The organism is Gordonia sp. NPDC062954 (genome assembly GCF_044543825.1).
GTDB classification, from domain to species: domain Bacteria; phylum Actinomycetota; class Actinomycetes; order Mycobacteriales; family Mycobacteriaceae; genus Gordonia; species Gordonia tangerina.
Map to the genome: position 1 here is coordinate 1 of NZ_JBITWL010000014.1, position 19,555 is coordinate 19,555.

Below are 19,555 nucleotides of genomic sequence, written 5' to 3' on the forward strand. Positions count from 1 at the left end.
GCCACCGCCCCCACCCGAAGGTCGCTACAGTAGAAGCCGCCCACAGGTGGGGAATTTCAGTGAGCACACCTGGGGAACTTTCTTGAGCCTCGTCAAACGCGGTGAAGGTTCGGGAGAAGACCGCACATTCGGGGCAACATGCCACGGCGTACTGCGGACCCGATGCCCGGCCGTCCACATGAGCTGACAACACGGTTCGGGGCGCTCCAAAGACAGAATCGCTTGTCGCAAGGCGCAGAGGACTACGAATTCCGTGAGATCTGTTGCTTTCTACTACTGAATCCGCCAGGATCGTAGGTGTGGCCGAATCCGCTCTCCCCACACTCGACGACACCGCGAAGAGAATTATCGAACAGCTGCAAGCCGACGGCCGCGCCTCGTATGCATCGATCGGCAAAGCAGTGGGCCTGTCGGAGGCCGCTGTTCGCAACCGCGTCCAGAAGTTGACCGAGAGCGGGCTGCTGCAGGTGGTCGCGGTCACCGACCCGCTCACCCTCGGCTTCTCCCGGCAAGCCCTGATCGGCGTCCGGTGTACCGGCGACACCGAAGCATTGGCAGAGCAATTCGCCACCCGTCCGGAGATCGACTACGTGGTGCTCACAGCAGGCTCGTTCGACATCCTCATCGAAGTGGTCTGCGAGGACGACGACCACCTGCTGCAGATTCTGAACCGACACGTCCGAGCCCACCCTGAGGTCAACGCCACGGAGACCCTTGTCTATCTCAAACTCGTGAAACAGCAATACAATTGGGGAACCCGATGAGCATGGCCGACGAGCCCACCGCCACCCTGTCGCTCGGCGACCGCAGCGCCGCACACCTGTGGGGACATTTCGCCAGGCACGGCGACGCGATCCGGCCACCGGTCATCACCCGCGGTGAGGGAGTGCGGATCTTCGACGACCGCGGCCGGAGTTACCTCGATGGCCTGGCCGGCCTCTTCGTCGTCCAGGTGGGGCACGGCCGAGACGAGCTCGCCGAGGCCGCCGCGCGGCAGGCCAAGGACCTGGCGTTCTTCCCACTCTGGTCCTACGCGACCCCGCCGGCGATCGAACTCGCCGAACGGCTCGCCGCTCATGCACCCGGCGACCTCAATCGCGTGTTCTTCACCACGGGTGGCGGCGAGGCCGTGGAGAGCGCGTGGAAGCTGGCCAAGCAGTACTTCAAGCTCACCGGCAAACCGGGCAAACACAAGGTGATCTCGCGCTCGGTGGCCTACCACGGCACGCCACAGGGCGCACTCGCTATCACCGGTGTGCCCGCGCTCAAGGAGGCGTTCGAACCGCTGACGCCGGGCGCGTTCCGGGTACCCAACACCAACATCTACCGCGCGCCGGATCCCTTCGGTACCGGCGAGTTGGCCGCCGATCCGAAGAAGTTCGGTCGGTGGGCAGCCGACCGCATCGCCGAGGCCATCGAGTTCGAGGGCCCGGACACCGTGGCCGCTGTGTTCCTTGAGCCGGTCCAGAACGCCGGCGGCTGCTTCCCACCGCCACCGGGATACTTCGATCGGGTCCGCGAGATCTGCGACACCTACGACGTGCTGCTGGTCTCCGACGAGGTGATCTGCGCGTTCGGCCGCATCGGGTCGATGTTTGCCTGCGACGACTTCGGCTACGTCCCCGACATCATCACCTGCGCCAAGGGAATGACCTCGGGTTACTCGCCGATCGGCGCGATGATCGCCAGCGATCGACTGTTCGAACCGTTCCGCGACGGCACCACCAGTTTCCCGCACGGTTACACCTTCGGCGGTCACCCCGTTTCGGCTGCGGTGGCGCTGGCCAACCTCGACATCTTCGAGCGGGAGCACCTCAACGACCACGTCAAGAACAACGCTGCTTCGTTCCGGGCGACCCTGGAGCGGCTCGGTGACCTGCCGATCGTCGGTGACGTCCGCGGCGCGGGGTATTTCTACGGGATCGAACTCGTCAAGGACAAGGCCACCAAGGAGACGTTCACCGCCGTCGAGTCCGAACGCATCCTGCGCGGATTTCTGTCCTCGGCCCTATTCGACGCGGGGCTGTACTGTCGCGCCGATGACCGCGGCGACCCGGTTGTGCAGCTCGCTCCCCCACTGATCGCCGGTCAAGCGGAGTTCGACGAGATGGAGCAGATCTTGCGCTCGGTACTCACTGAGGCATATACGCTCCTGTAGAGCATGTCCCGGATTCGCGAACTACCCAAGGTCGAGCTGCACGTGCACATCGAGGGCACGTTGGAGCCCGATCTCGTAGTGGAACTCGCGCACGATCAGGGCATCGAACTGCCGTATCCCGATGCCGAGGTACTACGTGAGCGCTACGTGTTCGCCGACCTGTCATCGTTCCTCGACATCTACTACGCCAACCTCGATGTGCTCCGTCGCCGCCACGACTTCGCCCGCCTCGCATACGAATACGGCGCGCGGGCGCACCTGGCCGGAGTCGTGCACGCGGAGGTGTTCTTCGACCCGCAGGCCCACCGCTCACGTGGCGTGCCACTGCACGACGTCGTCGGCGGACTCGTCGACGGGTTCGATGATGCGCGGGCGGAGTTCGGTGTCACCACCGATCTCATCGCCTGTTTTCTGCGTGACCGGCCGGTCGCCGAAGCGTCGGCGGTACTCGACGAGCTCGTGGACATGTCCGCGCCGATCGTCGGCGTGGGCCTCGATTCGGCCGAGATCGGTAATCCCGCCGCGCCGTTCGCCGAAGTGTTCGCGCGGGCAGCCGCGCTCGGCCTGCGACGGGTGGCCCATGCCGGCGAGGAGTCAGGTCCGGAATCGGTGCGCGAGGCGATCGAGGAACTGGCGGTGCACCGCGTCGACCATGGCATCCGCAGCGTCGACGATCCAGGTGTGATGGCCCAGCTCGCGGCCCACCGCATTCCGCTGACGGTGTGTCCGTTGTCGAATGTGCGGCTGCGCACGGTCGCAGATCTCGCATCGCATCCGTTGCCGCACCTGATCGAGGCAGGCGTCGTGGTGACCATCAACTCCGACGATCCCGCATATTTCGGCGGCCACGTCGACGACAACTTCCTCGCCGTCGCCGAACAGTTCGCCTTGACCGACGACACACTCGCCCAGCTGGCCCGCAACTCGGTGACCGCGAGTTTCCTACCACAGGAGCGCCGAGACACGGTGCTCGCCCAGATCGACGAGTGGCTGGCAGCCGGCCACCCACCGCCGGTCGAGTAACCGCCACGCCACCCCACCACCGGCCACAAACCGCTGGTCGAGTAGCCGCCACGCCACCCCACCACCGGCCACAAACCGCCGGTCGAGTAACCGCCACGCCACCCCACCACCGGCCACAAACCGCCGGTCGAGTAACCGCCACGCCACCCCACCACCGGCCACAAACCGCTGGTCGAGTAGCCGCCGAGCCCCTGGGCGAGGCAGCGTATCGAGACCCCGGCCAACCAGGTTTCGATTCGGCCGCGGCTAGCGCCTCGACCTACTCAACCCACGACGTCCCGCCAGAACTCGCCACCCGACGCCATCAGCAGATAGGCGGCCGCTGGTAGGCTCCTGCCGGTGACGGAGGGGAGGCCGGCGGGTGTCGGCAAGCGTCTGGCCGCGGCCTTCGCCGCGGCAGTGTGCCTGATGATGACCGGCGGGACGTTCGGGCCGGCCGCCGCCGCTCCGATGCCGACGACCCCGATCACCGATCACTGCCCCTATCGGGTGGGCACCCCGCCTCCGGTGGACGAGTCCGAGGTGGTCGCACCCGGTTCACCGACCCCCACACCGCTGCCGGTGCCTGCGACGTCCGTGGGCGGTGAACAACTCGCGCACTGCGGTGTCGTCGCCGATCCGATCGCCGGACCCATCCCGCCCGCGCTAACGTCGGCCGGTTGGTTGGTCGCCGACCTCGACTCGGGAGCGGTACTCGCCGCCAAGGACCCCCACGGTCGGTACCGGCCGGCCTCGACGATCAAGGTGCTCCTGGCCCTGGTCGTCCTCGACGAGCTCGACCTCGACGCCGTCATCACGCCCACCGTGGCGGAATGGAGCACCGAAGGCGACTCCTGCGGGATGGGCCCGGGTGGCCACTACTCCAATCGCGACCTGCTCACCGGCCTGCTCGTCGTCTCGGGCAACGACTGCGCCAACGCGCTCGCCCGTCAACTGGGTGGCGTCGAGGAGACGCTCGCGAAGATGAACGCCAAGGCGCAGGCGCTCGGTGCGCTCGACACCCGTGCGGCGTCACCGTCTGGGTTGGACGCGCCAGGAATGTCGTCGTCGCCGTACGACCTCGCGGTGATCCTTCGGGAGGCGATGACCGACACCACGTTCCAGTCGATCGTCGCGCTCGAGAGCTACCGGTTTCCCGGTTACCCGAAGCGTCCCGATGTCCCGGGCGACAAGGATCATCCCGCGTATCTGATGCAGACGTCCAACCACCTTCTGCTCGAGGGATATCCGGGCATGATCGGCGGCAAAACCGGCTACACCGACGATGCCCGCAAGACGTATGTGGGCGTCACCGAGCGGGACGGACGACGAATCCTCGTTGTGGAGATGTTCGGCCTGACCGTCGGCACCAATTCGTACTGGGACCAGACGAAAGCATTGTTCGACTACGGATTCCGGACACCTGCGAACGTCGAGATCGGCACGCTGACAACCCCCGTGGCCGACTCTGCCGCCACTGGGACACGAACGTCCACTCCGACCACCACCCCGACCGCATCGCCGCGGACAGTCACCGCGACCGGACCCGACCATCCGGCAGGCTGGTCGGTCCGCATCCTGATCGGTCTCGTTGCCGCGCTCGTGGCAGTGCTGTTGGCGCTCCTCGCGATACGCCTGTTCGCCAAGAGGTGATACTCAGCGTCGCATCAGCCAACCGACGACGGCGCTTGCGGCAGCACCGATCCCCGCCACCGCCACCAGCGTCGTCGGTCGCGGTGCCGGGCTGACCTGATAGTTCGGCGAGACCAGCACCGGCGCCGGTGTCTCGTCCTCCTCGGTCACCTGATACGGCTCGTTGGCCACGTCGGTGGCACACCAGGCGGCGGCGTACAACACGATCCGCGAGGCCAGGTACGCGAAGACCAGCAGGCCGATGATGGGACCGAACGTCACTCCGGCGGGCCCGTTCAGCACCGACTCCAAGTATATGCCGCCGACCGTCTTGACGATCTCGAAGGCGATCGCGGTGAGCAGACCGGCCTTCATCGTGTTGCGAAATGGTAACTGCACCAGAGGAAGTCGCGACATCACGAAGGTGAACAGCAACCAACTCGCCAATACCGACACCACGATCGCAACCGTGCGAACGACGGCCGGCGCCCACGCCGCGTCGTCGAGCCCGACCCAGGACAGAACCTCGGTGGTCAGCCCCGAGTTCCCCAGCGCGGTGATCGCCATCGTCCCCGCGAAGGCGATGCCCAGCAGGGCGAAGGTCACCAGATCCCACACCTTGGACATCACCGGGTTGCGGTTGACTCGTCCGCCCCACATCTCGGTCATGCCGGTGCGCACCCCGGAGATCCAACCGATGCCGGTGAACGCGGCGCCGACCAGACCGACGATGCCGACAGCGGCGCGTTGGTCGACCGCGGAGTCGATGAGATCGCTGACCTGATCACCCAGCCCTTCGGGCATGTTCTCCACCACGGCCCGTTGCAGGTCGTCGAGCAGGTCGGGCTGACTGGCCAAAACGAAACCGGCGATCGCGAAAACCACCATCACGATCGGGACCAACGCCAAGATGCCGTTGAAGCTGATCGAAGCAGCGTAGAGGTTGCCCCGGCGATCGTTGTAGCGCTGCACCGTCTGGATGACGTGTTCGAGCCAGGTCCATCTCTCCCGGGCGGCGGCGAATCCGCTCTTCGCACGCTCCACGGTCCCTTTGGCCGAATCAACCACCGAACTCACCTGCGCCGCCTCCTCGGTCGGGTTGCGGGGTCAGCCCGGTCGGTGACTGATCACCCGCCGGGTGCCAGGAAACCCACTTTGTCATAGACGGCCGCAAGTGTCGCCGAAGCGACCGACCGCGCGCGTTCGGCTCCGCTCGCGAGGGTCACGTCGAGTTCGGCCGGATCGTCCATGTACTCGGCCACCCGGCCCCGTAGCGGGGTCACGAACTCGGTCAGCACGTCGGCGGTGTCGACCTTGAGATCGCCGTATCCCTTGCCCTGATACTTGTCGACCAGGACATCCACCGGAGTGCCACCGAGCGCCGACTGGATGGTCAGCAGGTTGCTCACCCCGGGCTTGGTGTCCGGATCGAACCGGATCTCGGTGTCGGTGTCGGTGACCGCGGAGCGGATCTTCTTCGCCGAGCGCTTGGGCTCGTCGAGCAGATTGATCAGGCCGCGGTCGGACTCCGCCGACTTGCTCATCTTCGCGGTCGGGTTCTGCAGGTCGTAGATCTTGGCGAATTCGCGCACGATATGCGCCTCGGGCACCTTGAGGACCTTGCCGAAACGAGAGTTGAAGCGCTGCGCGAGGTTTCGCGCAAGTTCGAGGTGCTGACGCTGATCCTCGCCGACCGGCACGCGGTCGACGTCGAAGGCCAGGATGTCGGCGGCCATCAGAATCGGATAGGTGAACAGCCCGACGCCGGCGGCGTCGACACCCTGCTTGGCCGACTTGTCCTTGAACTGCGTCATCCGGCTGGCCTCACCGAAACCGGTGATGCAGGACAGCACCCAGGTCAACTGCGCGATCTCGGGAATGTGGGACTGCACGTAGATCGTGGACCGCGCCGGGTCCACGCCGACCGCCAGCAACTGGGCGACGCTGCGCCGGGTCCGCTCGGCCAGTACCGCGGGCTCATAGGCGACGGTGATGGCATGCATGTCCGGGATGAAGTAGAAGGCTTCGAAATCGTCCTGCAGCGCAACCCATTGCCGAACGGCACCGAGGTAGTTGCCGAGATGGAAGGAATCACTGGTCGGCTGGATACCCGACAACACGCGCGGCCGCGCGGCGCCTGACCCTGGGACGTCACTGCTCATGACGTCCAGTGTCTCAGACGACCTCGGGTCAGTCGTAGACGACGGTCATCGGTGCATGATCCGACCAGCGCAGGTCATAGGCGTCGGCGCGGTCCACCCATGTCTTGACCGCATGCCGGGCCAGTCGTCGATTGGCCAGCTGGTAATCGATGCGCCACCCCGAGTCGTTGTCGAAGGCCTTGCCGCGCCACGACCACCACGTATACGGACCCGCCTGCCCAGGTGTCAGCTCGCGCATCACATCCGACCATCCCGCACCCAGCCGATCGCCGACCCAGGAACGCTCGTGGGGCAGAAAGCCCGGACTCTTGCGATTGCCTTTCCAGTTCTTGATGTCGGCCTCGGAGTGCGCGATGTTCCAGTCACCGCCGATCACCACATGGCGCTGCCGACGCGCCAACCGGTCGAGGTGTCGACCGAAGCCATCGAGAAATCGGACCTTCTCGTCGTACTTCTGCACATCCTTGGGTTCCGACGTCGCCGCCGCACCCTTCGGCAGATACACACTGGCGACGGTCATCGGACCCAACGGCCCGTCGAGATCGGCCTCGAGGTATCGGCCGGTGGGATCGAACTCGGTATCACCGAAGCCGACGCGAACCGCCTCGATCGGCAGGCGGCTGAGAATGCCCACACCGGCGTGCCCCTTGACGACCGAGTCGCTCATCTCCAGTTGCCAACCGTCGGCAAGCGCCGGCGCCAACGCCTCGTGGGCCTGCTCGGCATCGGCTCGGATCTCCTGCATCAGCACGATGTCCGACTCGGTGCCGGCCAGCCAGGCATGCAGGCCGCGGTTGCGTTCCGAACGGTGTTTCACGGCCGCGCGGATTCCGTTGACGTTGACAGTGGTGATGGCAAGTGACACGGCCACGAGGGTACCGGCGAAATTGGTGCGTCCGTACCAAAGGTAAGGCAACCCTTGCCATGGGTAGCGCTTTATGTAATCCTTGCCTAACTGATCCGATTCGAGGTGAAACCGATGTTCGTTTGCATATGCCGCGCAGTGACCGAGGACGAAGTCCACGAGCACTGCTCAGCGGGCGCCATGTCCGTGGACGCCATCGGCGAACGATGCGGCGCCGGTGAAGGTTGCGGCACATGCCTCGAGCGACTCGCACAGATCGTCTCCGAAAGGACCGCCACCGCGACCACCGCAGCATGATCACCGTCGTGTGACGGCCGAATCCACAACCTCACGTTCAGATGCCGAACGTGGGGCTTTTCGGCGTGCTACGTTCATTTCACCACTGTGAACGGAGGAACGGTCATGCGCGGCGACGACGAAGTGATCGCACTGCTCAACGAACAGCTCACCAGCGAGCTGACCGCCATCAACCAGTATTTCCTGCATTCCAAGATGCAGGCCAACTGGGGCCTCACCGAGATCGCGAGCAAAACCCGCGCCGAGTCCATCGAGGAGATGCAGCACGCGGAGATCCTCACCGATCGCATCCTGTTCCTCGAGGCGCTGCCGAATTATCAGAAGATCCTTCCCCTGCGCATCGGTCAGACGCTGCGCGAGCAGTTCGAGTCCGACCTGGCCATCGAGATGGAGGTCGTCGAACGGCTCCGCCCGGGCGCCACGATGTGTCGCTCGAAGGGCGACATCACCAGCGCGAAGATCCTCGAGGACATCCTTGCCGACGAAGAACACCACATCGACTATCTCGAGACCCAGCTCGAGCTGATGGACCGCATCGGCGAACAGCTCTACCTGTCCAAGACGGTCGCCACACCCCCGACCATCGACTGAGGTCGGGGCCCGCGGCGTCGCCCGGTGAACAGCGCCAAGCCCAACACCGCGATCCCCGCGACCGCCAGCCCCGCACCCATCATCGACGGCGCCCGGTATCCGTGCCCCGCGGCGATGACGAGGCCGCCCAGCCAGGCGCCTGTCGCATTGGCGATGTTGAGTGCGGAGTGATTCAGCGCCGCCGCCAACGTCTGCGCGTCGTCGGCCACGTCCATCAGCCGGGTCTGTAGTGCGGGGATCGTCGATGCCCCCGACAGACCGATGGCGTAGCTCAGGATCATTGCCGCCCAGGCGTTCTGCAGGGTCAAAGCGAACAGCGCCAGGGACACCGAGGTGGCGATGAGGCCGGCGAGGATGCCGAACGGGACGCTGCGGTCGGCGAGAATGCCGCCGACGATGTTGCCGCTGACCATGCCGAGTCCGAACAGCATCATCGCCACCGGTACGAGCGACACCGGCACACCCGCCACCGTGGTCAGCGCCGAGTTCAAGTACGTGTAGTAGGCGAACATGCCGCCGAACCCGACCACGCCGATCAGCAGGGTGAACCACACCTGCGGCCGGGCCAGTGCGCCCAATTCGGTCATGGGATTGGTCACCCGCATGTCGGCCAGCGGCGGAAGGCTGCGCATCAGCGCCACGATCGTCGCCAGACCGATGACCACCACCAGTGCGAACGCCGAACGCCAACCCAGCGATTCACCGAGCCAGGTGGCCATCGGCACACCCGCGACATTGGCCACCGACAACCCGAGCATCACCTTGCCCACTGCCTTGGCACGATCACGCGGGCCGGCCAGGTGCGCGGCGACCAGAGCCGCCACCCCGAAGTAGGCGCCGTGCGGCAGACCGGCGACAAAGCGCGCGGCCATCAACAGGCCGTAACTCGGTGCCAGCACCGTGACGAGGTTGCCGACGGTGAACGCGACCATGAGACCGATGAGCAAGGTCCGGCGCGGGACGCGGGCAGTGAGCGCAGCGATCAACGGGGCTCCGACCACCACCCCGAGGGCATACGCCGAGATGACGTGACCGGCGGTGGGCTCACTGATCCCCAGGGTGCCGGCGATGTTGGGCAACAATCCCATCGCCACGAACTCGGTGGTACCGATCCCGAAGCCGCCCAGTGCCAGCGCGATGATGGCCCACCGCCGCACCGACGGGGGAACCGGCGCGCGGTCGGCGACGGTCAGGGCTGCGGAATCGGCAGGGGCTGAAGACACTCCGTCACCAACCACGGCCTCCCCGGACGTGATTCCCCGAGCCGGGCGTGAGTTCGTTCACACGGGTGCGCGGCTACTCGCCATCCTCCGGACTGTCGCCGTCTGACGTACCCACCTTCGGCGAGCCGGAGCCCGATCCGGTGCCGGTCACGCCCGTCGCGGGGCCGGGCTCGGTTCTGCTGTCGCCCTCGCCGTCGTCTGGATCGGTGTTCTCCTCGGTCGGGGTGTTCGGGTCGGACGTGTCCGTCTCGATCGGTGCCGGCACCTCGGCCGTCGAGGAAGCCGTGCCCGACGAGGAGGCGGGCGGTGTCGTCGGAGACGGGGGCGAGGTGTCGGCCGTCGTGGACGGACTCGTCGGCGTGGGGCGGACCGAGGTGGTCGTCGAGCTGTCGGCCGTCGTCGGCCAGCTCGGTGGCGTAGCGTTCGGTGGCGTAGCGCTCGGTGACGATTCAGGCCCCGAGTCAGGTGCCACTGCCGACGTAACGGCCCCGGACTCCGAGGGCGTCGAGCGTTCGGGGCCCACCGCCTCGGACTCGATGTCCGTCACCTGCGACATCGCACGCAAGAAGGTGACCTGTCGGGGCGCATCGTCGGCGCTCTCTTCCGTGACGTGCGGACCCACGACCGTGCTGCGGGTCGGCAGCGGTCCGATGATCTCGCCGGCCCAGTACTTCACGAAGTTGGCGGGGATCAGCACGATGCTCTTGGCGCTGGCGGCCAGGGCGGCGACGCCCTCCTTGACATCGTCGGGTGCCCGTTCGACCACTCCATTGAGGATCTTCTCGAACACCAACAGATCGGGAAGATAGCCGCCGTAGCCGACGTTCGGCAGCGGCGGCAGGACGTCCTGGACGACGCGGACCACCGGCTGCAGGTTGGACAGCTCGATTCCATAGGGCAGATCGACGGTCCACCGATCGGCGAGGACATCGCGGATCCTCGTACCGTCGAGCCCGATCGTCTCGGCACCATCGCGGATGACGCCGATGATGGCCGAGTCCGCCTCGGCGATGCAGTCGGTCTGGTCGGCTCCGCAATCGACCACGCGTCCCGTGTTCCATACCGGTTCGGTGGGATCGCGATACATCTGCCAGTTGTACAGACCGTGCTTGGTGAAATAGCCGACCAGGCCGTCGACGGTCCCGATGGGGTCGTATAGCGGGTCGGGCAGGTCGCAGATGGGGTCGCCCTGGACGCAGACCGAAACCACGGAGTCCTCGAGCTCACCGAAACCCCGGTTGCCATAGCCCTCTCGGGCGCCGCTCATGGTGAGTCCGGGGATCACGCCGATCAGTGAGAGTTCGATGCCACGGCCGGTCTTGTCCCCCACCCGCCGGGGATCGGCGTAGAGCTCGCCGGACAGGTCGTCGGTACTGATGTCGACGACGATCGGTTCGCCCTCGTCGTCGAGCTCCGGGTTCCCGTGCTCGTCGAGCAGTACGACCTTGTCGTCGCGGTCGTTGCCGATGTCGGAGAGGACGTCGCCGGCCACCCGCGCACCCTGCGAGTAGCCGGCGACCACCACCGGCGTGTCACAGTGATACTGGTAGCGCGCGATCGCCTGCTTCGTCGCGGCGTTGCCCTGCGCGACGCTGTCGTCGTAGCCCGCAGCGCCGAGCGGCCACAGGGTCGTCGGATAGTCGGCGTTGATCACTTTGTAGGGAGCGTCCGCGTAGCGCGGGTCGTCGTCGGCGGTCCCGGGCGTGTCATCGATTCCGGTGCCGCTGAAGCGTTGCTTGACGCCGATCATGTTCGCCGCGTCCGGGTCATTCGTCCCGCCGACGATGATCACGGCGCCCGCACCACAGTCGTAGTCGTCGTCCGAATCCGCCCGGGCCACGCCGGCCGGAAGGCAGTACGCGGCAGCCACCGCGAGAGCACTCGCTATGGCAACGAGCACGACCGTCATCCGGTGTGCCGAACGGCACCGAGCAGGCATCAGATCTCTTCTCGTCGCAGGGCCTGGGCTGGCGACAGCCTAGATCCGCGATCTCAAAGACCGCATCATCGTTCGTTAGACTAACGACTCTCACCTGGGGTTTCAGTCGCATTACGGCCGAAGTTCATCCTTTCGGACGACAGTTGTTCTCAGTTTGTGACCTGCCGATCCAGGCGTGTTCCGATCACCGCGAACAACACGGTTCTCAGCCGCGCAGGGGCGTGCTATATCCTTGACGCCAGGTCATGAGCATCAGCGTCAAGCCCCGGCTTGCTGATCGGCAACCCTCCAACCGCGGTGGGGTGCTCCGGGTGATGACCGGGTTGAGGAATGCAGATGCACTCCGAGGCAAGCGCGGGTCCGAAGGTCGGACCCCACCAGGGTCGTTGCACCCTGCCGACCGCAGAAAGTAGGACATGGTCATGTCTGACTCCACTGGCTCCGACGTCGTCGATCCCACGTCGAACTGGAGCTTCGAGACCAAACAGATCCACGCCGGACAGACGGCGGATCCCACTACCAATGCACGGGCACTGCCCGTTTACCAGACGACGTCGTACGTCTTCAACGACACCCAACACGCCGCTGATCTCTTCGGGCTCGCCGAACCGGGCAACATCTACACCCGGATCATGAACCCCACCCAGGATGCGGTGGAACAGCGAATCGCCGCGCTCGAAGGTGGCGTCGCCGCGCTCCTGCTCGCGTCGGGTCAGGCCGCCGAGACGTATTCCATCCTGAACATCGTCGAGACCGGTGGCCACGTGGTCTCCAGCCCACGGCTCTACGGCGGCACATTCAACCTGTTCCACTACACGTTGCCCAAGCTCGGCATCGAGGTGTCCTTCGTCGATGATCCCGAGGACCTGGACTCCTGGCAGGCGGCCATCAAGGACAACACCCGGGCGGTGTTCGGTGAGACCATCTCCAATCCGAACAACGAGATCCTCGACATCGAGGGCATCGCCGAGGTGGCGCACCGTAACAGCCTGCCGCTGATCGTCGACAACACGGTCGCGACGCCGTATCTGCTGAACCCGCTCGCCCACGGCGCGGACATCGTGGTGCACTCGGCCACCAAATACATAGGCGGCCACGGCACCGCGATCGGCGGTGCCATCGTGGACGGCGGCACCTTCGACTGGCGGGTACAACGCGACGGCGTCGATCTCTTCCCGGGCTTCACCACACCGGACCCCAGCTATCACGGTGCGGTGTTCGCCGACCTCGGTGCCCCGGCGTTTGCCCTGAAGGCCAGAGTTCAGTGGCTGCGCGACACCGGCGCGGCGATTTCTCCGTTCAATGCCTTCCTGTTGGCGCAGGGACTGGAGACGCTGAGTCTGCGCATCGAACGCCACGTGAGCAACGCACGTCGCGTGGCCGAGTTCCTGGAGGGTCACGCTCAGGTGGAGTCGGTGGCCTACGCGGGCCTACCGTCGTCGCCCTGGTACGACCGCGCCCAGAAGCTACTGCCGAAGGGGCAGGGCGCCATCGTCAGTTTCGAGATCATCGGCGGCGTGGATGCGGGCAAGAAGTTCGTGGACGCACTGACGTTGCACAGTCACGTGGCCAACATCGGTGATGTGCGATCACTGGTGATCCACCCCGCCTCCACCACCCACAGCCAACTGGCCCCGCAGGAGCAGATCGACGCCGGCGTCACCCCCGGTCTGGTGCGGCTGGCAGTGGGTATCGAGGGCATCGACGACATCATCACCGACCTGGAACTGGGGTTTGCTGCTGCCAAGTGATGTGTGGGACAAGAGCATTCATGTGACAACAGGCCAATGCGTCGACAATCGAGTGTGACGAAGAGTGAGTGAATTGTGTCGGTGAGTATCGAACCGCAAACCCAGCCCGCTGATCGCCCCGACTGGGAGCAGATGCCGGACGGGGCGATGTCCAGCGTCCGCATCGGTGCGGTATCTCTCGACAACGGCCAACGGCTCGACGATGTCACCCTGGCCTTCCAGCGCTGGGGGACATTGTCGCCCACCCGCGACAACGTCATCCTCACCCTGCACGCGCTGACCGGTGACTCACACGTCACCGGCCCCGCCGACGACGAGCACCCGACCGCTGGATGGTGGGACGGGCTGATCGGCCCCGGACTCGCCATCGACACCGACGAATGGTGTGTCATCTCGGCCAACGTGCTCGGCGGATGTCGCGGCTCCACCGGACCTGCATCGCCGGCCCCGGACGGGCGGCCGTGGGGCTCTCGCTTTCCGCAGATCACGGTGCTCGATCAGGTTCGCGCCGAACGAATCCTGATGGATCACCTGGGGATCACCGGAATCGGCTCGGTGGTCGGCGGGTCGATGGGCGGCGCGCGGGCGCTCGAGTGGGCCATCGAATATCCGGAGATGGTGCGCAGCGCACTGGTGCTCGCGGTCGGGGCCCGGGCGACTGCCGATCAGATCGGCACCCAGACCACTCAGATCGCCGCGATCCAGGCTGATCCCGCATGGCAGAACGGCGATTATCACCGCACGGGCCGTGCTCCCACCGCCGGACTGGGTGTGGCCCGGCGGATCGCCCATCTCACCTATCGGGGTGAGGTGGAACTCGATCGTCGCTTCGCCAACCATCCCCAGGCCGACGAACAACCCCTGCACGGTGGTCGCTACTCCGCCGACAGTTACCTGCAGCATCAGGCGGACAAGCTGACCCAACGCTTCGACGCCGGCAGCTACGTCGTACTCAGCGAGGTGCTCAACCATCACGACGTCGGCCGCAACCGGGGCCGCGTCGAGGACGTCCTGGGTGCCTGCCAGGTTCCGGTGATCGTCGGTGGGATCGCGTCGGACCGCCTGTATCCGATACGGCTGCAGGAAGAACTCGCCGAGCAACTCGGCAACTGCGTCGGCGGACTGCAGGTACTGCACTCCGACAACGGTCACGACGGTTTCCTGACCGAATTCGACGCGATCAGCGACCTTCTCAAGCGCACCGCCGAGATCGCCCGAGCCTGAGACCCGACCCGACCCGACGGCCGTCGGCCTGATCGGCGCTACCGGACCGGGGTCGGCGTTGTCGTGGTCGGTGTGGTGGACACCGGCGCCGCATCCTCCGGAGCCGCGCGCCGCGGCGCCGGCGTCGTCGTGGTCGGCGTCACCGGTGCCGCGGGTGGCGCCTGCGTGGACGACTGCGGCAGCAGTCCCGGTGGGATGAACTCCGGCAGGGTCGGGGTGGGGCGGGTGCCCGGCGGCCACGGCAACGACGGCAGCGGATACGGCAGCAGCGTGCGTGTCGGTGTCGACGTGGCGGGGCCCGACTCTGCGGTCGGCGGCAGTTCCGTGGTCGCCCATCCCGGTGATTCGTCCCACCGCGGTTGCGGCTGCTGCGTCGTCGGCACCATCGGTTCAGGTTGGAGCTGCGGGGTCCGCGGCGCCGGTGCGGCGGCGGTGGTGGTGCTCGACGTCTGGGCGGTCGTCGTGGACGTCTCCGACTCGATGGATGTGGCGACCGGCGGTATCGGTGACGGCGCCGGGGCGTTGTGACCCGCCAACGATGAACTCACCGCATAGATCGTCATCGTCGCAGCCGCGAGGATCGCCCCCACCACCGCCAGCGGAGTGGCCGAGAGCCATTCCCGGTTGCGCCGCCCACCGATGAACGCCAATCGCGAGGTTGCCGCCGAGGTTTGTGCCCGGGCCGCAATCGCCGCGCCGACCGATGCCGCGAGTTCCGGGGCGTCGGGCACCACCACCTCGACGCGGGCCGTGTCGAGCATGGCACGCACGGCCGGCAGATTCGCGATGCCACCGACCAGCACGACGGCTTCCGGGCGGGCGTCACGCACCGCACTCTCGGACAGATAGCGCGTGATCACCGCACGGGCCTCGGCGACCATCGGAGCGAGAGCCCGCTCCATCACGGCGCTGGTGAGGCGAGGATGACCGCGGCCTTCGGCCAGCACGACCGAATCGTCACCGTGCGGAGTGACCTCTTCTTTGGCGGCGCGGCAGGCCGCGAGGAGTGCGCTGCGACGGCCGCGCGCCAGGTGACTGTCGCGGTGGGTGTCTTCAGCGGTCAGCTCGGCCACGAGCGCCCGGTCCACGTCACGGCCGGCCAGCGCACGCGAGCGCATCGGCGCCGAGATGCGTTGCGAGGACGGATCCACGGTGTAGAGCGACATCCCCGTATCACCGCAATCGGCCACCACGACCGACGCGTAGCGGTCGATTCGCCCGCTTGCCGACAGATAGGCCACCACAGCGTCGCCCTCGTCGACGAGATGGATCTGACGACGCGGACCGCTGCCCCGCGAGGCCAGATCGCGCCGCTGCTTGGCGGTGCGCGCTGCAACGCCGATGGGTCCGACACGCCGACCGGCGTCCCGGGCAGCGGTGAGCATGAGGTCGATGCCGGCGTTCACGCGACCCGCCATGTCGAGGCCGTCGCTTCGATCGATGTCGATGACCCGGGTGTCGACCACGTTGCGACCCACGTCGTCGCGGGTGAGCAGGACGAAATGGATCATGCCCTCGCCTGCGGACACACCCATCGACGTGTAGGTGTCGGCGGTGGTCGAGTCATCGGTGGTGATCGTCGAAGTGATGCGTTTTCTCCAGCTGTGTTGTCCCCGGTCGGGGGCCGTCAGGTCACATGTTGATCTCTATTGTAATCAATCTGTGCCCAACGGATCGATGGACGTCGCCAGCCACAAGATCAGCGAGCCCACCGACGCCATCACGGCGACGTCAAAGAATTTACTTCTGACCTGCAACAATCCCACTCTTGAGGTTGGAATGAAGGCACGTAACACGGCACCGAGCAGCAAGACCGACCCGAAGACGAAAGCGCCGCGACGCCAGCGGTCGAACAACACGAGCACCGCTGCGGCGAGCAGACCGAGCAACACGACGAAGTACGGAATCTGCACCAGGTAGCGGCGCAACCGCGCTGCGTTGCGGCCACGCCGGACCCTGGTGACGGAGCCGCGGGCCGTAGGGTCCCGGTCGGCCGGCGTCACCCCGACGTTCCCACCCGGGCCCGTTCGGCCAGCTGCGCCTCTGCCCGTTCCACCACATTGACCAGCAAAAACGCGCGAGTCAGCGGCCCGACGCCACCGGGGTTGGGCGACACGTGTCCGGCCACCTCCCATACGTCGGGAGCCACATCGCCGGTGAGTCCGGCATCCGTGCGGCTGACGCCCACGTCGATGACGGCGGCACCCGGCTTCACCATGTCCGCGGTGATCAGGTGCGGCACGCCGGCGGCGGCCACGACGATGTCGGCGCGGGCAACTTCCGCCGCGAGGTCACGCGTGCCGGTGTGACAGAGCGTGACAGTGGCGTTCTCACTGCGGCGGGTCAGCAACAGCCCGATCGGGCGACCGATGGTGACGCCGCGCCCGATCACGGTGACCCGCGCCCCGGCGATCGGGATGTCGTATCGCCGCAGCAGATGCACGACGCCGCGCGGCGTACACGGCAGCGTCGCCTCCTTGCCGAGAACCAGTCGCCCGAGGTTGATGGGATGCAGACCGTCGGAGTCCTTGTCGGGATCGATCCGCTCGAGTGCCGCGTTCTCGTCGAGGTGCCGCGGCAAGGGCAACTGCACGATGTAGCCGGTACATGCCGGATCGGCGTTGAGATCGTCGATGGCCGCGTTGAGTTCCTCGGTTGTCGCGTCCGCCGGCAGGTCCTTGCGGATCGAGGCCACCCCGATCCGCGCGCAGTCGGAGTGCTTGCCCTTCACATACGACTGCGATCCGGGGTGGTCACCGACGAGGACCGTGCCGAGGCCCGGGGTGATGCCGGCGGCCCGCAACTTCTCCACGCGGGCTCCGAGGTCGGTGAAGATCTCGTCGCGAGTGGCCTTGCCGTCTAGTCGTATCGCGGTCACGGGAGACCATTGTTCCACTCCGACTAGCGTGACCGGACGTGGACACTCATCCGATGTCGAACGACGCCGTGACCCGAGCCGATGTCATCGCGGCACAAGACCGGATCGCGGGGCATCTGCGGCGCACGCCGACGCTTCGAACTGCACTGCCCACGGTGGACGGGCCCGTCGAGGTGGTCATCAAGCTGGAGTATCTGCAGCTCGGCGGGTGCTTCAAGGCGCGCGGCAGCCTCAACGCGGTCCTGCATGCCGCAAACGATGGACGACTCGACGATGCCGGCGTGCTGGTGGCCTCGGGCGGCAATGCCGCGATCGGCGCGGCCTGGGCGGGCCGGATCGCCGGTTGCCGCTGCACCGTTGTAATCCCCGAGACCGCGCCGACGGTGAAAGTGGAGCGGCTGCGAGCGTTGGGCGCTGATGTTCATTTGATCGGTCGGCGCTACCAGGACGCGGCCGACGCGGCTGCGCAGATGATCCGGCGCTCCGGTGCGCTGGCACTGCACGCCTATGACCTGCCCGACATCGTTGCCGGTGCCGGGACCATCGGTCTCGAGCTCGCCGAGGACGTGGACGGTCCGCTGACCTGCGTGGTCTGTGTCGGTGGGGGCGGACTGCTCGGCGGCATGACCGCCGCGACGGGACCCGGTGACCGGATGGTCGGGGTCGAACCGATCGGGGCGTCGTGTCTGCACCAGGCCATCGACGCCGGCCGACCGGTACCGGTGGAGCTGGACAGTGTCGCGGCCGATTCCCTGGGTGCCACCCGCCTCGGCGACATCTGCTGGGCCACGATCGCCGGCCGCGAGGTGACCAGCGTGACGGTGTCGGATGCCGACCTGATCGCGGCTCGTCGGATGCTGTGGACCGACTACCGGATCCTGGTGGAACACGGCACCGCGTCTGCGGTCGCCGCCATCTGCACCGGCCAGGTCACCGCCGCACCAGACACCACACTGTGCGTGGTCCTCTGCGGCGCCAACACCCCCTTCACGCTCGACCCGTAACCGTTTTGGCCGCAGTTCCGGGTTCCGGCTTGGGGCCTAAACTGCGACCGGAAGCAGAAGCTGCGGCCAGAAGTTCTGGACTCGCGACACTGGCTAGACTCGCCGATCATGTTCCGCATCATGTTCTATCAGCCGTGCATTCCGCCGAATACCGGCAACGCGATCCGGCTGGCCGCCAACACGGGGTGCGAGTTGCACCTCATCGAGCCGCTGGGATTCGACATGTCCGATGCACAGGTGAAACGAGCCGGACTCGACTACCACGAGATGGCGACCGTGACAGTACATCCCGATCTGACGGCGGCATGGGAGACGCTGCAGCCGGAACGGGTGTTCGCATTCACCGCCCACACCTCGCGCTATCACACCGACGTCGACTATCGGCCCGGCGACGTGTTGCTGTTCGGTCCCGAGCCGACCGGCCTCCCCGACGACGTCCTCGACCAACCGCAGATCACCGACCGTCTGCGGATTCCGATGCTCGACGGTCGTCGGTCGCACAACCTGGCCAACGCCGCCAGCATCGTCGTGTACGAGGCCTGGCGGCAGAACGGGTTCACCGGCGCGGTGTGAGGGACGCGGCGCGCACCTCAGTCGATGCGGAACCGTTTGGTGCGCGATGTCGCGCCGCCCACGAGTGCGATGCGACTTTTGGGCACCCTGAGATGGTCGGCGAGGATCTCGGCGACCGCCTTGTTGGCCCGTCCCTCCGCTGCCGGCTCGCGCACGTAGACGGTCATCGATCCCGCCGGATTCGTCTCCACCAACGGCCCTTTGCGGCTGCCCGGCTTCACGGTCACCACGATCTGTTTCCCCATGACGGTTTCCC

The 19,555-nt window shown here is 66.5% G+C and carries 19 protein-coding genes and 1 riboswitch; of the genes, 10 read left to right on the plus strand and 9 right to left on the minus strand.

What is annotated here, in order from left to right; all coding sequences use genetic code 11:
* Positions 1-299: 299 nt before the first annotated feature.
* The 4 genes from ACIGKQ_RS14385 to ACIGKQ_RS14400 all read left to right on the plus strand — a co-directional run bounded on the left by ACIGKQ_RS14385 (position 300) and on the right by ACIGKQ_RS14400 (position 4,813).
* On the plus strand, positions 300-764 hold the full coding sequence (locus tag ACIGKQ_RS14385) for an Lrp/AsnC family transcriptional regulator (RefSeq protein ID WP_235723736.1): 465 nt from the start codon (positions 300-302) through the stop codon (positions 762-764).
* Positions 761-2,158 carry an aspartate aminotransferase family protein gene (locus ACIGKQ_RS14390; RefSeq protein ID WP_235723735.1) on the plus strand — a complete coding sequence of 466 codons (1,398 nt, stop codon included), beginning with the start codon at positions 761-763 and terminating at the stop codon, positions 2,156-2,158. The genes ACIGKQ_RS14385 and ACIGKQ_RS14390 overlap by 4 nt, the downstream gene beginning before the upstream one ends.
* A gap of 3 nt (positions 2,159-2,161) precedes the next feature.
* On the plus strand, positions 2,162-3,181 hold the full coding sequence (locus tag ACIGKQ_RS14395) for an adenosine deaminase (protein WP_235723734.1): 1,020 nt from the start codon (positions 2,162-2,164) through the stop codon (positions 3,179-3,181).
* A gap of 408 nt (positions 3,182-3,589) precedes the next feature.
* Positions 3,590-4,813, plus strand: a complete 1,224-nt coding sequence (locus ACIGKQ_RS14400; RefSeq protein ID WP_372512286.1) for a serine hydrolase — start codon at positions 3,590-3,592, stop codon at positions 4,811-4,813.
* 3 nt (positions 4,814-4,816) lie between these two features.
* Here the strand turns inward: ACIGKQ_RS14400 and ACIGKQ_RS14405 are convergent, their stop codons facing one another.
* Genes ACIGKQ_RS14405 through ACIGKQ_RS14415 form a run of 3 tightly spaced genes read right to left on the minus strand, consistent with a single transcriptional unit; the run spans position 4,817 to position 7,819 of the window.
* Entirely contained in the window at positions 4,817-5,869 is a 1,053-nt protein-coding gene (locus tag ACIGKQ_RS14405; RefSeq protein ID WP_235723733.1) for a YhjD/YihY/BrkB family envelope integrity protein, read from the minus strand.
* 50 nt (positions 5,870-5,919) lie between these two features.
* Positions 5,920-6,954: a tryptophan--tRNA ligase gene (gene trpS / locus ACIGKQ_RS14410; RefSeq protein ID WP_266059546.1), complete on the minus strand. Its 1,035-nt coding sequence runs from the start codon at positions 6,952-6,954 to the stop codon at positions 5,920-5,922.
* A gap of 28 nt (positions 6,955-6,982) precedes the next feature.
* A complete protein-coding gene (locus ACIGKQ_RS14415) occupies positions 6,983-7,819 on the minus strand; it encodes an exodeoxyribonuclease III (protein WP_235723731.1) in 837 nt (278 codons plus the stop codon).
* Between the two features lie 114 nt (positions 7,820-7,933).
* On the opposite strand from ACIGKQ_RS14415, the gene ACIGKQ_RS14420 reads away from it, so the two are divergent.
* Both ACIGKQ_RS14420 and bfr read left to right on the plus strand, forming a co-directional pair.
* The gene (locus tag ACIGKQ_RS14420; RefSeq protein ID WP_235723730.1) at positions 7,934-8,116 is read left to right on the plus strand and encodes a bacterioferritin-associated ferredoxin; all 183 of its coding nucleotides are present in this window, start codon (positions 7,934-7,936) and stop codon (positions 8,114-8,116) included.
* Positions 8,117-8,221: 105 nt separating this feature from the next.
* Entirely contained in the window at positions 8,222-8,707 is a 486-nt protein-coding gene (gene bfr / locus ACIGKQ_RS14425; protein ID WP_235723729.1) for a bacterioferritin, read from the plus strand.
* On the opposite strand, the gene ACIGKQ_RS14430 is transcribed toward bfr, so the two are convergent.
* Entirely contained in the window at positions 8,665-9,900 is a 1,236-nt protein-coding gene (locus ACIGKQ_RS14430) for an MFS transporter (RefSeq protein WP_266059886.1), read from the minus strand. The genes bfr and ACIGKQ_RS14430 overlap by 43 nt on opposite strands.
* A 103-nt stretch (positions 9,901-10,003) precedes the next feature.
* Positions 10,004-11,869, minus strand: a complete 1,866-nt coding sequence (locus ACIGKQ_RS14435) for a cutinase family protein (RefSeq protein ID WP_266059548.1) — start codon at positions 11,867-11,869, stop codon at positions 10,004-10,006.
* A 241-nt stretch (positions 11,870-12,110) separates the two neighbouring features.
* A riboswitch (SAM riboswitch) is annotated at positions 12,111-12,230 on the plus strand.
* Positions 12,231-12,291: 61 nt separating this feature from the next.
* Here ACIGKQ_RS14435 and ACIGKQ_RS14440 point away from each other — a divergent pair.
* Entirely contained in the window at positions 12,292-13,620 is a 1,329-nt protein-coding gene (locus ACIGKQ_RS14440) for a bifunctional o-acetylhomoserine/o-acetylserine sulfhydrylase (RefSeq protein WP_235723727.1), read from the plus strand.
* Between the two features lie 75 nt (positions 13,621-13,695).
* Positions 13,696-14,844: a homoserine O-acetyltransferase gene (locus tag ACIGKQ_RS14445; protein ID WP_396574187.1), complete on the plus strand. Its 1,149-nt coding sequence runs from the start codon at positions 13,696-13,698 to the stop codon at positions 14,842-14,844.
* Between the two features lie 38 nt (positions 14,845-14,882).
* On the opposite strand, the gene ACIGKQ_RS14450 is transcribed toward ACIGKQ_RS14445, so the two are convergent.
* The 3 genes from ACIGKQ_RS14450 to ACIGKQ_RS14460 all read right to left on the minus strand — a co-directional run bounded on the left by ACIGKQ_RS14450 (position 14,883) and on the right by ACIGKQ_RS14460 (position 17,722).
* Entirely contained in the window at positions 14,883-16,379 is a 1,497-nt protein-coding gene (locus ACIGKQ_RS14450) for an Hsp70 family protein (RefSeq protein WP_287016430.1), read from the minus strand.
* A 120-nt stretch (positions 16,380-16,499) separates the two neighbouring features.
* Complete coding sequence (locus ACIGKQ_RS14455; protein WP_372475002.1) at positions 16,500-16,847, minus strand: DUF3017 domain-containing protein; 348 nt, start codon at positions 16,845-16,847, stop codon at positions 16,500-16,502.
* A complete protein-coding gene (locus ACIGKQ_RS14460; RefSeq protein ID WP_266059550.1) occupies positions 16,844-17,722 on the minus strand; it encodes a bifunctional methylenetetrahydrofolate dehydrogenase/methenyltetrahydrofolate cyclohydrolase in 879 nt (292 codons plus the stop codon). Before ACIGKQ_RS14460 ends, ACIGKQ_RS14455 begins: the two co-directional genes overlap by 4 nt.
* Before the next feature lie 53 nt (positions 17,723-17,775).
* Between ACIGKQ_RS14460 and ACIGKQ_RS14465 the strand changes: the two genes are divergently transcribed.
* Positions 17,776-18,726 carry a serine/threonine dehydratase gene (locus ACIGKQ_RS14465; protein WP_235723723.1) on the plus strand — a complete coding sequence of 317 codons (951 nt, stop codon included), beginning with the start codon at positions 17,776-17,778 and terminating at the stop codon, positions 18,724-18,726.
* A gap of 108 nt (positions 18,727-18,834) precedes the next feature.
* Positions 18,835-19,299 (plus strand): tRNA (cytidine(34)-2'-O)-methyltransferase, encoded by a 465-nt coding sequence (locus ACIGKQ_RS14470; protein ID WP_266059554.1) that lies wholly within the window; start codon positions 18,835-18,837, stop codon positions 19,297-19,299.
* Positions 19,300-19,316: 17 nt separating this feature from the next.
* On the opposite strand, the gene ACIGKQ_RS14475 is transcribed toward ACIGKQ_RS14470, so the two are convergent.
* Entirely contained in the window at positions 19,317-19,544 is a 228-nt protein-coding gene (locus ACIGKQ_RS14475) for a DUF167 domain-containing protein (protein ID WP_266059556.1), read from the minus strand.
* Positions 19,545-19,555 lie beyond the last annotated feature (11 nt).

What these genes read in the sequence shown, in the direction of transcription:
- ACIGKQ_RS14390 (WP_235723735.1), top strand. Translation starts at nt 761, where the DNA reads ATGAGCATGGCCGACGAGCCCACCGCCACCCTGTCGCTCGGCGACCGC.
- ACIGKQ_RS14395 (WP_235723734.1), top strand. Translation starts at nt 2,162, where the DNA reads ATGTCCCGGATTCGCGAACTACCCAAGGTCGAGCTGCACGTGCACATC.
- ACIGKQ_RS14400 (WP_372512286.1), top strand. Translation starts at nt 3,590, where the DNA reads ATGATGACCGGCGGGACGTTCGGGCCGGCCGCCGCCGCTCCGATGCCG.
- trpS (WP_266059546.1), bottom strand. Translation starts at nt 6,954, where the DNA reads ATGAGCAGTGACGTCCCAGGGTCAGGCGCCGCGCGGCCGCGCGTGTTG.
- ACIGKQ_RS14420 (WP_235723730.1), top strand. Translation starts at nt 7,934, where the DNA reads ATGTTCGTTTGCATATGCCGCGCAGTGACCGAGGACGAAGTCCACGAG.
- bfr (WP_235723729.1), top strand. Translation starts at nt 8,222, where the DNA reads ATGCGCGGCGACGACGAAGTGATCGCACTGCTCAACGAACAGCTCACC.
- ACIGKQ_RS14435 (WP_266059548.1), bottom strand. Translation starts at nt 11,869, where the DNA reads ATGCCTGCTCGGTGCCGTTCGGCACACCGGATGACGGTCGTGCTCGTT.
- ACIGKQ_RS14440 (WP_235723727.1), top strand. Translation starts at nt 12,292, where the DNA reads ATGTCTGACTCCACTGGCTCCGACGTCGTCGATCCCACGTCGAACTGG.
- ACIGKQ_RS14450 (WP_287016430.1), bottom strand. Translation starts at nt 16,379, where the DNA reads ATGGGTGTGTCCGCAGGCGAGGGCATGATCCATTTCGTCCTGCTCACC.
- ACIGKQ_RS14465 (WP_235723723.1), top strand. Translation starts at nt 17,776, where the DNA reads ATGTCGAACGACGCCGTGACCCGAGCCGATGTCATCGCGGCACAAGAC.
- ACIGKQ_RS14470 (WP_266059554.1), top strand. Translation starts at nt 18,835, where the DNA reads ATGTTCCGCATCATGTTCTATCAGCCGTGCATTCCGCCGAATACCGGC.
- ACIGKQ_RS14475 (WP_266059556.1), bottom strand. Translation starts at nt 19,544, where the DNA reads ATGGGGAAACAGATCGTGGTGACCGTGAAGCCGGGCAGCCGCAAAGGG.